Origin of the sequence: Kluyvera genomosp. 2, from assembly GCF_036759865.1 — a bacterium.
In the GTDB taxonomy this organism is placed as follows: Bacteria; Pseudomonadota; Gammaproteobacteria; order Enterobacterales; family Enterobacteriaceae; genus Kluyvera; species Kluyvera ascorbata_B.
In genome coordinates this window covers 195816-210006 of the sequence record NZ_JAPKIA010000008.1, presented here as the reverse complement: position 1 = coordinate 210006, position 14191 = coordinate 195816, and the positions used below count along the sequence as shown (strand labels likewise).

The following is a 14191-nucleotide window of genomic DNA, read 5'->3' as shown; positions in this document are numbered from 1 at the left end:
GCGGCCTGGTTCGGGCGCATGCTGCCATTCAGGCAAAAATGGTCATCAGGTATGCGGCAAACAGCGCCAGGTGCGCCGCGCCGTTCAGCACGTTGGTACGCCCGGTCGAGAACGAGATGTGGCACAGTATCAGCGAGGCAACCATCACGATCATCTCCGGCATCCCCAGGCCGAACATCAGTTCGTTACCGGTCAGCCAGGCGATCAGCGTCACCACCGGCACGGTGAGGGAAATGGTCGCCAGCACCGAGCCAAAGAACAGGTTCATCGCACGCTGCACCTGGTTATTAAGAACCGCCTTCAGCGCGCCTAAGCCTTCCGGCGAGAGGATCAGCAGAGCGACCAGGAAACCGGTAAACGCGACCGGCGCGTTCATGCTGGTCAGCAGCGTCTCCAGCGGGTTTGCGTTCATTTTGGTCACTGCAATCACCGCCACCAGATGGACAATCAGCCACAGGGCGTGCCAAAGGCTGCTGTGCGCCGACGGTTTACCGTGGTGCGGGTCATCATCGTCACTGTCGTCCTCATGCTCGTAGACAAACAGACTCTGGTGCGTTTTGGTTTGAATAAGCAGAAATACGCCGTACATGGCGGCGGAAATCAGCGCCACGAGCAGCGACTGGCCGATGGTAAAATTGGCCCCCGGCAGCGCCGTCGGGAACACCAGCACAATAATGGCCAGCGGAAACAGGGCAATCAAATATTGTTTGATGCCGAACAGGTTCATATATTGCGTGGCAAATTTGCGCCCGCCAAGCAACAGCGAGAAGCCCACCAGTCCGCCGGTCACGATCATAATGATCGAATACAGCGTATCGCGCATCAGGGTGGGGGCGGCATCGCCGGTGGCCATCAGCGCAGAAATCAGGCTGACTTCCAGAATAACGACAGAGAGACTCAAAATCAGGGAACCGTAGGGCTCGCCAAGACGGTGGGCTAAGACGTCGGCGTGGCGAACCACGCTAAAGGCGCTGCTCAGAATACCAACCAGAGCGAGAGCATTAATCGCAACAACCACTGGCAATGACTGACTGCTTCCCCAGAAGAACAGGATTGCCAGCGCGATGATCGGGAAAATGAGCGACGTCTCCTTGTGGCGAGTTTTCACCGCCTCATGTGCGTGGGTCATGTGTTTCTCCATATATGCAGGTATTTATAATTATAGAAAAAATCAGGGGCATAAATTAACAAATTTTTCCATGTGTCAGGCAATCTTTTACTAAAATTTACCCATGGCGCGAATTTTATGGTTAAAGGTCTATAATATAAAACAACTGATAAATATCTATTAAATAACAATCAATTGTCATGTTGTTATTTTTATTATTCTTCTGGAGTGTTCACGGTGAAACGCAATAGGGATCCGGCAGACAAATTGCATCCGAGGGCGTAAAGCTGGATAATATTTCGGCAATGACAGCGCCGGAAGTCGCCATCCGTTCCCTTGAGAGCGTATGTGTTGCAAGGACGAGTTGTGGTGGTGGAGGTTTAAAGTGTTAACGCGTGATTTCTTAATGAAGGCGGATTGTACGACGGCGTTTGGCGCCATTGAGGCGTCGCTGCTATGGTCAGCTGAACAGCGCGCGGCATCGCTGGCGGCAACGCTGGCCTGTCGGCCGGATGATGGCCCGGTATGGATATTTGGCTACGGTTCGCTGATGTGGAACCCGGCGCTCAACTACAGCGAGTCGGTTACCGGCACGCTGGTTGGCTGGCATAGGGCCTTCTGCCTGCGCCTGACGGCGGGGCGCGGCAGCGCGTGCCAGCCGGGTCGTATGCTGGCGCTGAAAGAAGGCGGGCGCACCACGGGCGTCGCCTATCGACTGCCGGATGACGAAATTGAAAACGAGCTGTCGCTGCTGTGGAAACGCGAGATGATCACCGGCTGCTACCTGCCCACCTGGTGCAAACTGGCGCTCGACGATGGGCGTACGGTAAATGCGCTGGTGTTTATTATGGACCCGCGCCATCCGCTGTATGAATCCGACACCAGCGTGCAGGTCATTGCCCCGCTGATTGCGCGCGCAAGCGGCCCGCTTGGCACAAATGCGCAGTATCTTTTCTCGCTGGAACAGGAACTGCAAAAGCTGGGTATGCCGGACGATGGATTAAATGAACTGATTCATAAAGTGCGGCTGCTGGTGGGGGGCGTCAATCCGCCGGGGCTGGCTTAGTCGCAGGACCACCCCGGAAGCGTGCTTCCGGGGCAGGGCTCAGGCAGCGACGTAGCTGATAGAGTGCTCAAGAGACTGGCTATGACTGTCAATCAGTACGTTCCAGGTACCGCTGTAAGGCACGGTCAGGTATGCCTTTTCTTCGTTCTGTACGCTCAGAATATCGGCGCCGTGATTGCTGGCGCTCTTTTGGGTGCTCATTAAATGAATGTGGCAACGCTCAGAGCAACGCACCACCACCGTATCTCCGCCAAATAACGTCAAACTTGCCTTTACCATCACCAAAATACCCCGCTGCCATGAGTCAATGCGCTCCCTGCGATGAAATCCTGCTTGTGATGTTGTTCACAATTCACTCATCGCATAACACCAAACCCTGTGCCTGCGGATGCTGATTTTGATCAAAAAATGCCGCAATGCTTCAACAAAAATGACAATGTTCCTGAATGCATTCAGCCTTCACCACATTGCTGCGCAGAATGCAGCAGACGTAATACAAAATCCTTTAAAAACGGGGTAAATGGCGACGATATCAGAAGGTCAGCACTTTATCCGCGGCCAGCGTCCACTGCGCCAGCTCGACCAGCGTGCCAATCTCGACGCCGTCAATCAGCGGCAGGGCGGTGATGCCACGGCCGTCGGTGCAGGTTTTACACAGCTTCACCGGCACGTTTTGCGCAGTGAGGATCTCGAGCATTTGCTGAATGTTGTAGCCTTCCGCGGGTTTTTGCCCGCGCAGGCCTGCGGTGACGGCGTCAGACATCAAAAATAGCTGAAGATGCAGGTCTTCCTGCTGTTCGCGCAGGGCGATAGCAAGGCGCAGGCTGTTGAACAAAGATTCGCTGCCGTAGGCGGCACCGTTGGCGATAATGACGATACGTTGCATCTGAACTCCTTTTAGGCACGGTTATTGCTGGTTGTTGCTAAAGATAGGTAAATCCTCTACCGGGAGCGCATATGATAAATCATGAAGATGATACCCCCGACGCTATCGAGTGGTTTCGCTACGCGCGGCAGGTGCAGAAAGACCAGCTTCGGCAGCTGGCGCGGCAAGGGCAGTTGGTCAGCCAGATAAGCCACGTCGTGCATATGTTACAGTGTGAACGCGGGGCCTCCAACATCTGGTTATGTTCACAGGGGCGACTGTACGGCGCCGAGCGCCGGGCCAGCGCCGCGCTGGTGGATGAACAGCTGCGCCCGCTGCTGCGGTGCCTGTCGCCGCGCCATCTGCCATCAACCAGCGGCCTTTGCCAGCGCATCGCTCGTGCGGTCTGGTCGTTGGAACAGCTGCCCGCGCTGCGCGAAAATGTTGCCAGCCGGCAAATTGCCGCCGAGACGGCCACCGGCCAGTTCAGCCGCACCATTCGCCATTTACTCAACATTATTCCACAGCTGAACGACAGCATTGACGATCCGCAGCTCGCCGCGCGGCTGGTGGCGCTGTACAGCTTTATGCAGGGCAAAGAGCTGGTGGGTCAGGAGCGTGCGCTGGGGGCGCAGGGGTTTGCGCTGGGCTGTTTTAGCCAGGAGCTTCGCCAACGGCTGGTCGATCGTATTGACGGCCAGCAGCCCTGTTTTGACAGCTTTCTGTCGCTGGCGACGAGCCCGCTGAAGATGCTGTTTTACACCGAATGTCAGGCGGGGATAGCGATTGAACAGCTGCGGCGGATCGCCTGTACCCGCCAGCCCGGCGAGGATGATGGCGAAACGGCGCTGCGCTGGTTCCAGCTGCAAACTCAGCGGCTGGAGCAGATGCGCGGGCTGGAAGAGCTGCTGATTGGCGAGCTGATGACGGCCGTTGATGGCCTGCTGCTGGACGATAACGCCCCCGATCCACGGCAGGATGACGCCGTCAGCGACGGTATGTTGCTGCACCTGGACAGGCAGCTGCTGCCGCTGGTGCGCCAGCAGGCGCGCGAACTGGAGCAGCTTTCCAGCCAACTGGCGTCGCTGAAGGATACGCTGGAAGAGCGGCGGCTGATTGATAAAGCCAAAGGCGTGCTGATGACCTACCGGCAGATGAACGAAGAGCAGGCCTGGCACTGCCTGCGCAAAATGGCGATGGAGAAGAATCAGCGCATGGTAGAGATCGCGCGCGCGCTGCTGGCGGTAAAGACGTTATGGCAGCAGGAGGCCCCCCCACCGTTGCACAATGAACGGGCATGAATGCTTTGCTGCGGTGCAAAAAAGTGACGCAGACAACATTATTTGCCGCAACCCCGTGTGCTTACGACCTGGCATCTGAATTGCATTAACTTAATAAATCATCGGTCACGAGCCAACGGCGGTTCGGAGACCACGAGGATAAAGGCGTCCTGCAATGCGAAGCATTGCCGGGCGCTTTTTTTTTGCATTCGGGAGCGAATATGGGCGAGACGTTTTCACTATCACGGCGGCGATTTATTCAGGCGGGCGCGGCGCTGGGCGGCGCGATGCTGCTGCCGGGCATCATGCAGGCAGCCTGGGCGGCCGGTTCCGATAAACCGGAACGGCAAACGGTCAAGGTGGGGTTTATCCCGCTCACCGACTGCGCGCCGTTGGCGATTGCGGCGTTAAAGGGATTCGATAAGAAGTACGGCATCACCCTCGTGCCAAGTAAAGAAGCCAGCTGGGCGGCAGTGCGCGACAAACTGGTTAACGGCGAGCTGGACGCGGCGCACGTACTCTATGGCCTGCTGTATGGGCTGGAGCTGGGCGTGGCGGGTAAACCGCAGGCGATGGCTAACCTGATGACGCTGAACCGTAACGGCCAGGGGATCACCCTATCGACGGATTTGCATGCGCAGGGCGTAAGCGATCTCAGCGCGCTGAAGACGCTTATTGGCAACAGCGCGCCGGGCACCTACACCTTTGCGCATACCTTTCCGACCGGCACTCATGCGATGTGGCTCTACTACTGGCTGGCCAGCGGCGGCATTAATCCCTTCAGCGATATTCGTACCGTGGTGGTTCCGCCGCCGCAGATGGTGATGAACATGCGTATTGGCAACATGGTGGGTTTTTGCGTCGGCGAGCCGTGGAACGCCCGCGCCATCAACGATCGCATCGGCTTTACCGCCGCCACCAGCCAGGAAATCTGGCCGGAACACCCGGAAAAAGTCCTGGGCACGCGCCGTGAGTGGGTTGAACAGTACCCGAATACCAGTCGTGCGCTGGTGGCTGCGCTGATGGACGCCGCCCGCTGGATTGACGCCTCTGCGGATAACAAGCGGGAAACCGCCCGAATTCTGGCCCAGCGCGGGTGGCTCAACACCAAAGAACAGTACCTGACCGGCCGTATGCTCGGCGACTACGACAACGGTATCGGGCGTCGCTGGCGCGATGCGCACCCGATTCGTTTTTTTGACCAGGGCGATGTTAGCTTCCCGTGGCTGTCGGACGGCATGTGGTTCCAGACCCAGTTCCGCCGCTGGGGTCTGCTGAAAAGCGATCCGGATTATCTGGCCGTTGCCCAGCGCATCAACCGCATCGACGTGTGGAAAGACGCCGCGCAGGCCGTGGGAGGGATCGCCGCACCAACGCAAACCTTACGCAGCAGCACCCTGATTGACGGCACCGTCTGGAATGGGAATGACCCCGCCGGATACGCCCGCCGTTTTGCCATTCAACGTTTGGGAGCATGAGATGAAGAGCAGAAACAAAACCGTTGAGAAGATGCCCGCGCCAGCGGGAGAAGTGATTACGCTGCCGCCGGTGCAAGTACGTCGACAGGCCCCCGTATGGGGTCGGCGGATTCGCGGTCTGGCTGAGCGCGCGATCCCGGCGCTGATGGGATTAGGCATGCTGGTGCTGCTCTGGCAACTGGCGGCAGTCAACAGCAAAGGTTTTCCGACCCCGCTAAGCACGCTCGACTCCGCGCTGACGCTGTTCGCCGATCCGTTCTACAACAATGGCCCTAACGATGTGGGCGTTGGCTGGAATGTGCTGGCGTCGCTCCAGCGTGTGGCCGTGGGGTTCGGTCTGGCGGCGCTGGTCGGGATCCCGCTGGGCTTCCTGATTGGCCGCTTTACCTTTTGTTCCCGCATGTTTACGCCGCTTATCGCACTGCTGCGCCCGGTCAGCCCGCTGGCGTGGCTGCCAATTGGCCTGCTGTTGTTCCAGAAGGCGGAGCCTGCCTCGAGCTGGACCATTTTTATCTGCTCTATCTGGCCGATGGTGATCAACACCGCTGAAGGGGTCAGACGCATTCCGCAGGACTACCTCAACGTTGCGCGAGTGCTACAGCTTTCTGAATGGACGGTCATGCGCAAAATCCTCTTCCCGGCGGTATTGCCCTCGGTGCTGACCGGCGTTCGGCTGTCGATCGGTATTGCCTGGCTGGTGATTGTGGCGGCGGAAATGCTCACCGGCGGTCTGGGCATTGGTTTTTGGATCTGGAACGAGTGGAACAACCTCAACGTGGAAAACATCCTCATTGCGATCGTCATCATTGGCGTCGTCGGGCTGCTGCTGGAGCAGGGGCTGATGCTGATTGCGCGTCGTTTTAGCTGGCAAGAGAAATAAGGAGAATCGCATGAAACCATTAATTCAGGTCCAGGCCGTGAGCCAGCGTTTCCATACCGCCAGCGGCGAGTTTCTGGCTTTACAAAACGTCTCGTTTGATATTCACGAAGGGGAAACGGTGAGTCTGATAGGCCATTCTGGCTGTGGGAAATCCACGCTGCTCAACCTGATCGCCGGGATTACCCTGCCAAGCGAAGGCGGGCTGATTTGCGATAACCGGGAGATCGCGGGGCCGGGACCGGAGCGGGCGGTGGTGTTCCAGAACCATTCGCTGCTGCCGTGGCTGACCTGCTTTGATAACGTCGCGCTGGCGGTTGACCACGTTTTCCGCCGCAGCATGAGCCAGGCCGAGCGCCGGGAGTGGATTGAACACAACCTCGATCGTGTACAGATGGGTCATGCGATGCACAAACGGCCTGCGGAAATCTCCGGCGGCATGAAACAGCGCGTTGGCATTGCCCGTGCGCTGGCGATGAAACCTAAGGTGCTGCTGATGGATGAACCGTTCGGTGCGCTGGACGCGCTGACCCGCGCGCATTTGCAGGATTCGGTGATGCAGATCCAGCAGGCGCTGAATACCACCATCGTCTTGATAACCCACGACGTGGATGAAGCGGTGCTGCTCTCCGATCGCGTGCTGATGATGACCAACGGCCCGGCGGCCAGCGTGGGCGAAATACTGGAGGTTAATCTGCCGCGCCCGCGCAATCGGGTACAGCTGGCTGATGACGGGCGCTATCACCATCTGCGTCAGCAGATTCTGCATTTCCTCTACGAAAAACAGCCCAAAGCGGCGTAAGGGACGGGCGTATGCGGAAACTGGTGATGATCGGTAACGGTATGGCGGCAACCCGGCTGGCAGAGAAGCTGGTGACCGCTGCACCGGGGGTATTTGCGATAACGATTATCGGCGATGAGCCGCACCCGGCCTACAGCCGTATTCTGCTTTCTCCGGTGCTGGGCGGAGAGAAAACGTTTCCGCAGACGCTGCTGCAGCCGGAGGGATGGTACGCCGGACACGGCATCACGCTGTGCACCGGGGAGACGGCGCTGGCGGTGGATATTGCGGCCCGTCGGGTCACCACCACCCAGCGCACGCTGATCTGGGACGAGCTGGTCTTCACCTGTGGCTCCCACGCTTTTATGCCGTCGTTGCCGGGCATCGCGTTGCCGCATGTGTTTGCCTTCCGCACTCAGGCTGATGTTGATGCCATCCTGGCAAGTCCGGGGGCGACGGTGGTGATCGGCGGCGGGGTGCTGGGGGTGGAAGCGGCGGCCGCGCTGCGGCAATCAGGTGACAACGTCACGTTGGTGCAGCGCAGCGGTCGATTGATGGAGCAGCAGCTCGATGAGCAGGCCAGCAAACTGCTGGTACAGCGCCTGGCGGCGCGCGGCATCCGCTGCGAACTGAATGCCGGAATTGCGGCCATCACCCCTCAGGCAGTCATGCTTGATGACGGCCGCAACATTCCTGCACAGCGGGTGGTGATGGCGACCGGCGTACGGCCAAACATCGCGCTGGCGCAGACCGCAGGACTGCTGTGTCAGCGCGGCATCGTGGTTGATCGCCAGCTGGCGACGTCGGTCCCCGGCGTTAGCGCCATCGGCGAATGCTGCGAAATTGACGGCCAGACCTTTGGCCTGGTCGCACCCTGTATGCAGCAAGCGGATGTGCTGGCGGCACGGCTGTGCGGCGCGCCCGGCAAGGATTTTCACTGGCAGGATGCGGGAACGCGCCTCAAGGTCAGCGGTATCGATCTGTTCAGCGCCGGGCAGGTTGAGGCTCGCGATGAGGATGAACAGTGGTCATCGTTCGACCCGCAGACCGGCCATTATCGTCGCCTGCTGGTGCGCGATGAACGCCTGATAGGCGTTCTGCTGCTGGGCGACTGCGCCCGTGCGGCGACCTTTACCGATTTATTGCACGCTACGCAGCCTGCGCAAGCGGGTTGGATCTTCGACCAATTCACGACGCAGCCGCGGGCTGCAGGAACGCAAACAATGACTAAATCAACCTTAGCGGTGGTCGGAAACGGCATGGTCGGCCACCATTTTCTTGAGCAGTGCGTCAGCCGTAATCTGCATCGGCAGTACCAGATCGTGGTCTTTGGCGAGGAGCGTTATGCCGCCTATGACCGCGTCCATCTGTCAGAATATTTCGCCGGACGCAGCGCCGACTCGCTGTCGTTGGTTGAGGGCGACTTTTTCGCCGAACACGGCATTGAGCTGCGCTTGTCGCAGCGCGTGGCGGCGATTGATGGCGATGCCCGGCTGATTCGCGATGCCGACGGTCACGAGCTGCACTGGGATAAGCTGGTGCTGGCGACCGGATCTTACCCGTTCGTGCCGCCGATCCCCGGCAGCACGCTGCCAGGCTGTTTTGTTTACCGCACACTCGACGATCTGGATGCCATTGCCGCGCGCGCAAAAACGGCGACCCGTGGCGTGGTGATCGGCGGCGGCTTACTGGGACTGGAGGCGGCGAATGCGCTGTGTCAGCTGGGGCTGGAGACGCACGTGGTGGAGTTTGCGCCAAATCTGATGGCAGTACAGCTGGATAACGGCGGCGCGGCGATGCTGCGTGAAAAAATCACGGCGCTGGGCGTGAATGTACACACCAGTAAGGCGACAACCTGCATTGAAGAGACGGAGCAGGGGCTGACGCTGCGTTTTGCCGACGGCGAGAGCCTGAGCGGCGATCTGGTGGTCTTCTCGGCCGGGATCCGCCCACAGGATAGCCTGGCGCGTGCCAGCGGGCTGTGCCTGGGTGAACGCGGCGGCATCTTGATTGATAATCAGTGTCGTACCTCCTGTGAGGATATCTACGCTGTCGGTGAATGCGCGCTGTGGGACAGCAAAATCTATGGCCTGGTGGCGCCGGGCTACCAGATGGCACGCGTCGCGGCCGCGACCCTGGCCGGTGAACCGGCCGCGTTTACCGGTGCTGACATGAGCACCAAGCTGAAGCTGCTGGGTGTTGATGTGGCCTCGTTTGGTGATGCCCAAGGGCGCACTCCCGGTAGTCAGAGCTATCAGTGGATCCACGGGCCGCAGCAGATCTACAAAAAGATCGTGGTCAGCGCCGACGGTAAACGACTGCTCGGCGGCGTGCTGGTGGGCGACGCCAGCGACTACGCCACATTATTGCAGATGATGCTTAACGACATGGCGCTGCCGTCGCAGCCGGAATGGCTGATTCTACCCGCGCTGGAGGACAGTGCGCCTAAAGCGCTGGGGGTGGCGGCGCTGCCTGATTCGGCGCAGATCTGCTCATGCCATAACGTCAGCAAAGGGGATATTTGTCAGGCGGTCAGCGATGGCGCAACCAGCGTGGGGGCGCTTAAGCAATGCACCAAGGCGGCGACCGGCTGCGGTGGCTGTAGCGCGCTGGTAAAACAGGTGATGGAATATCAGCTGGCGCAGCAGGGGGTGGAGGTGAAGAAAGACATCTGCGAACATTTCCCGTATTCGCGGCAGGAAATCTATCATCTGGTGCGCGTCAACCGTATTCATACCTTTGATCAGCTGATTGCCCGCTATGGACATGGCGATGGCTGCGAAATTTGTAAACCGCTGGTTGGCTCGGTGCTGGCCTCCTGCTGGAATGAATATCTGCTGAAACCGGCGCATCTGCCGCTACAGGACACTAACGACCGCTATTTTGCCAACATTCAAAAAGACGGTTCCTACTCGATTGTCCCACGAATGCCCGCCGGGGAAGTCACGCCGGACGGGCTGATCGCCATTGGGCAGATCGCCAAGCGCTATGCGCTGTACAGTAAAATTACCGGCGGGCAGCGTATCGATCTGTTCGGCGCGCGATTAGAACAGCTACCGGAAATCTGGCGTGCGCTGCTGGAGGCCGGCTTTGAGACCGGACACGCCTATGGAAAATCGCTGCGTACGGTGAAATCCTGCGTCGGCTCGACCTGGTGTCGCTACGGTGTGCAGGACTCCACCGGGCTGGCGGTGACGCTTGAGCATCGGTACAAGGGGTTACGCGCGCCGCACAAAATTAAGATGGCGGTGTCCGGCTGCACGCGGGAGTGCGCCGAGGCGCAGGGCAAGGACGTCGGCGTGATTGCGACGGACAAGGGCTGGAACCTTTATCTTTGCGGCAACGGCGGTATGAAGCCGCGCCATGCGGATCTGTTCGCCAGCGATCTGGATGATGCCACGCTGCTACGCACCATCGATCGTTTCCTGATGTTCTATATTCGCACCGCCGATCGCCTGCAGCGCACCAGCACCTGGATGGATAACCTGGAAGGCGGCATCGACTATCTGCGTAGCGTGATCATGGACGACTCGCTGGGCATCGGCGACGAGCTGGAGCAGGAAATGGCGCGGGTGATTGAGAGCTACCAGTGCGAATGGCAAACCACCCTCAACGATCCGCAGAGACTGGCGCTGTTCCGTTCCTTCGTCAACAGCGAAACGCCGGACGAAGCGATGCAGCGACAGCCGGTGCGCGGGCAGCCGCAACGGGCTGTCATCGCTGCACCGCTCGCGCTGGAGGTCAGCCGTAAGCCCTGGCAGGCTATCTGCTCGCTGGAGGATATTCCGCCGCAGGCCGGTATTGGCGCGCGTCTGGGCGAGCTGCAGATAGCGCTGTTCCGGCTTAACGATAAGGTCTATGCGCTGGATAATCTGGAGCCGGGCAGCCAGGCTAACGTGCTGTCGCGCGGGCTGCTGGGCGACGCCAGCGGTGAACCGATTGTCATTTCACCGTTGTATAAGCAGCGCATTCGTCTGCGCGACGGGCGACAGTGCGACAGCGGCGAGCAGGTCGTGCGGGCCTGGCCGGTGAAGATTGAACAGGGGCAGGTATGGGTTGGCAACCAGGCGCTGGTACTGCGCGCGGAGGCGTCATGAGGGAAACGAAAACCACCTGTCCCTACTGTGGCGTTGGCTGCGGGGTTGTCGCGCGCGTTGAGGGCAGCGTCGTCAGCGTGGAGGGCGATGCGACTCATCCGGCCAACGCGGGGCGTCTGTGCGTCAAGGGGGCATCGCTGGCGCAAACTATCGGCCTGGAAGGGCGATTGCTGTACCCGCAGCTTGATGGTCAGGCGGTGAGCTGGCCGCAAGCCCTGACCGCGGCCGGCGAACGGCTGCGGGCGATCATCGATGCGTACGGCCCGCAGGCGGTGGCTTTTTATGCGTCAGGCCAGCTGCTGACCGAGGATTATTACGCGGCCAACAAGCTGATGAAAGGGTTCATCGGTGCGGGCAACATTGATACCAACTCACGGCTGTGTATGTCGTCGGCGGTGACGGGCTATAAGCGCGCGTTCGGTGCGGATGTGGTGCCGTGCAGCTATGAAGACGTGGAGCGTAGCGACCTGGTTATTCTGGTGGGCTCCAACGCTGCCTGGGCCCATCCGGTGCTGTATCAGCGGTTGGTGCAGGCAAAACAGCGGCGTCCGCAGATGAAAGTGGTGGTTATCGATCCCAGACGCACGGCTACCTGCGATATTGCCGATTGCCACCTGGCGATTTCACCGGGCACCGACGGTGGGCTGTTTGTCGGCCTGCTGCGGGCGCTGGCGCAAGCGGGCGTGGCCCGAATGGACTACGCCGACGCTAGCGCTGCGCTGACGGCGGCAGAGGGGTGGACGGTGGCTCGCGTCGCCGCATTTTGCGGCCTGAGTGAGGGCGAGGTGCAGGCGTTCTATGCCCAATTTATCGCGGCGCCGCGCGCCATTACGCTCTACACCATGGGCATCAACCAATCCTCCAGCGGCAGCGATAAATGCAACGCCATCATTAATGTCCATCTGGCGAGCGGTCAATTCGGCCGCGAAGGCTGTGGGCCATTTTCGCTGACCGGACAGCCCAATGCTATGGGGGGGCGCGAGGTGGGCGGTCTGGCGACGATGCTGGCGGCGCACATGAATTTTGAGCCAGCGGATCTGGCCCGTGTAGCTCGGTTCTGGGGCACTGAGCGGCTGGCGCAGACGCCGGGACTGATGGCGGTTGACCTGTTCACTGCCATTGGGCGCGGTGATGTCAAAGCGGTATGGATCATGGGGACCAACCCGGCAGTATCTTTGCCGGACAGCCATGCGGTGAGTCAGGCGCTGGCGGCCTGCCCATTGGTGATTGTCTCTGAGGTCGCTGCGGAAACGGACACGTCGCACTATGCCGATATTCGTTTCCCGGCGCTGGCCTGGGGGGAGAAAAATGGCACCGTGACGAACTCCGAACGGCGCATTTCCCGTCAGCGCCCGTTTTTACCGCCGCAGGGCGAGGCGCGTGCCGACTGGTGGATAATCGCTCAGGTGGCCGGCAAACTCGGCTTTGCCGAGGCATTCGGCTGGCAGCATCCGCATGAGGTGTTCAGCGAACATGCGGCGCTTTCCGGGTTTGAGAACCACGGCCAGCGGGCGTTCGATATCAGTGGGCTTGCGAGCCTTACCCGTGCGCAGTGGGATGCGCTGGCGCCGGTGCGTTGGCCGGTTAGCTGTGGTGAAGGCAAATGGGATCTTCATCGCGGCTGGCGTACGGATGGCCGTCTGCGAATGGTGCCGGTAACCCCGCAAACCATGCAGGCGCGCAGCGAGCCGCTGTATCCGCTGATTCTCAACAGCGGGCGCGTACGCGATCAGTGGCACACCATGACCCGAACCGGCAGCGTACCGCTGCTGATGCAGCATATCGCGCAGCCGATGGTGGAAATTTCGCCACAGGATGCCGCCCACTATACGATACAGCACGGCGGCCTGGCGCGGATCAGCTCACCGCGCGGCGTGATGGTGGCTCGCGTCGCGGTGAGCGATACGCAGCGCCCGGGCTCGCTGTTTACGCCGATGCACTGGAATGACGGCTTCGCGCGTCAGGGTAAAGTCAACAATCTGGTTGCCCCCACGGTCGATCCGCATTCCGGGCAGCCGGAAAGCAAGCAAACGGCGGTGCGTATTGCGCCGTGGCAGCCGCTGTGGCAAGGGGAATTGTTGAGCCGCGCGCCGGTAATGCTACCGCGCCATCTGCACTGGTGGCGTAAAGCCGCACCGGGGTTGCATCATCTGACGCTGTGCGGCGAGCGCCTGATTCAGAGCGCACTGCTCGCCTGGTGTCAACGGCAAGGTTGGCAGATTCAGGTCGCAAGCCTGGGGGATACCTGGCATCTGCTGGCCTGGCATGACGGGCAGCTGATGCTGGGATTCTGGAGCAGCCGCACGCTGCCGGACGTTGACGTCTCGCTGATTTTACGCGCTTTCGACGAAGCGCCGCAGGCGCTTGCCGAACGTCATGCGCTGCTCGGCGGGCGCGATCTGGCGCGGCCGGCGGTGGGGAAAATTGTGTGCAGCTGTTTCAGCGTGGGTGAAAAAACCATCGTCGATGCCATTGAAAGGCAGGGATGCGCCACAACGGAGGCTTTGGGGGAACGGTTGAAATGCGGGACCAACTGCGGTTCGTGTCTGCCGGAGCTAAAGGCGCTGCTGGCCTGCGCCGAACGCAGGGCGGCGATTTTATAGCCTTTCAGTCTATTCCTGGAATGCGCCGCAGAAGCT

The 14191-nt window shown here is 60.1% G+C and carries 10 protein-coding genes; 7 read left to right on the top strand and 3 right to left on the bottom strand.

Annotated elements, in window-relative coordinates; all coding sequences use genetic code 11:
* Positions 1–28: 28 nt before the first annotated feature.
* Positions 29–1129, bottom strand: a complete 1101-nt coding sequence (gene chaA, locus V6942_RS10980; protein WP_333501250.1) for a sodium-potassium/proton antiporter ChaA — start codon at positions 1127–1129, stop codon at positions 29–31.
* A gap of 364 nt (positions 1130–1493) precedes the next feature.
* On the opposite strand from chaA, the gene V6942_RS10975 reads away from it, so the two are divergent.
* Positions 1494–2174, top strand: coding sequence for a gamma-glutamylcyclotransferase (locus tag V6942_RS10975; protein WP_182929010.1), 681 nt, complete (start codon positions 1494–1496; stop codon positions 2172–2174).
* Positions 2175–2213: 39 nt separating this feature from the next.
* Here the strand turns inward: V6942_RS10975 and V6942_RS10970 are convergent, their stop codons facing one another.
* Positions 2214–2459, bottom strand: coding sequence for a DUF1883 domain-containing protein (locus V6942_RS10970; RefSeq protein WP_064544976.1), 246 nt, complete (start codon positions 2457–2459; stop codon positions 2214–2216).
* Positions 2460–2706: 247 nt separating this feature from the next.
* On the bottom strand, positions 2707–3060 hold the full coding sequence (locus V6942_RS10965) for a DsrE/DsrF/TusD sulfur relay family protein (RefSeq protein WP_106928881.1): 354 nt from the start codon (positions 3058–3060) through the stop codon (positions 2707–2709).
* 71 nt (positions 3061–3131) lie between these two features.
* Here V6942_RS10965 and nasR point away from each other — a divergent pair, with 71 nt between their 5' ends.
* From nasR to V6942_RS10935, 6 genes are all read left to right on the top strand, one after another.
* Positions 3132–4340 (top strand): nitrate regulatory protein NasR, encoded by a 1209-nt coding sequence (gene nasR, locus V6942_RS10960; protein ID WP_106928880.1) that lies wholly within the window; start codon positions 3132–3134, stop codon positions 4338–4340.
* Between the two features lie 200 nt (positions 4341–4540).
* The gene (locus V6942_RS10955) at positions 4541–5797 is read left to right on the top strand and encodes a CmpA/NrtA family ABC transporter substrate-binding protein (protein ID WP_333501249.1); all 1257 of its coding nucleotides are present in this window, start codon (positions 4541–4543) and stop codon (positions 5795–5797) included.
* Position 5798: 1 nt separating this feature from the next.
* The gene (ntrB, locus tag V6942_RS10950; RefSeq protein ID WP_106928878.1) at positions 5799–6677 is read left to right on the top strand and encodes a nitrate ABC transporter permease; all 879 of its coding nucleotides are present in this window, start codon (positions 5799–5801) and stop codon (positions 6675–6677) included.
* Positions 6678–6687: 10 nt separating this feature from the next.
* On the top strand, positions 6688–7476 hold the full coding sequence (locus V6942_RS10945; protein WP_106928876.1) for an ABC transporter ATP-binding protein: 789 nt from the start codon (positions 6688–6690) through the stop codon (positions 7474–7476).
* A gap of 11 nt (positions 7477–7487) precedes the next feature.
* A complete protein-coding gene (gene nirB / locus V6942_RS10940) occupies positions 7488–11552 on the top strand; it encodes a nitrite reductase large subunit NirB (RefSeq protein ID WP_333501248.1) in 4065 nt (1354 codons plus the stop codon).
* Positions 11549–14155 (top strand): nitrate reductase, encoded by a 2607-nt coding sequence (locus V6942_RS10935; RefSeq protein WP_333501247.1) that lies wholly within the window; start codon positions 11549–11551, stop codon positions 14153–14155. The genes nirB and V6942_RS10935 overlap by 4 nt, the downstream gene beginning before the upstream one ends.
* Positions 14156–14191: the final 36 nt, after the last annotated feature.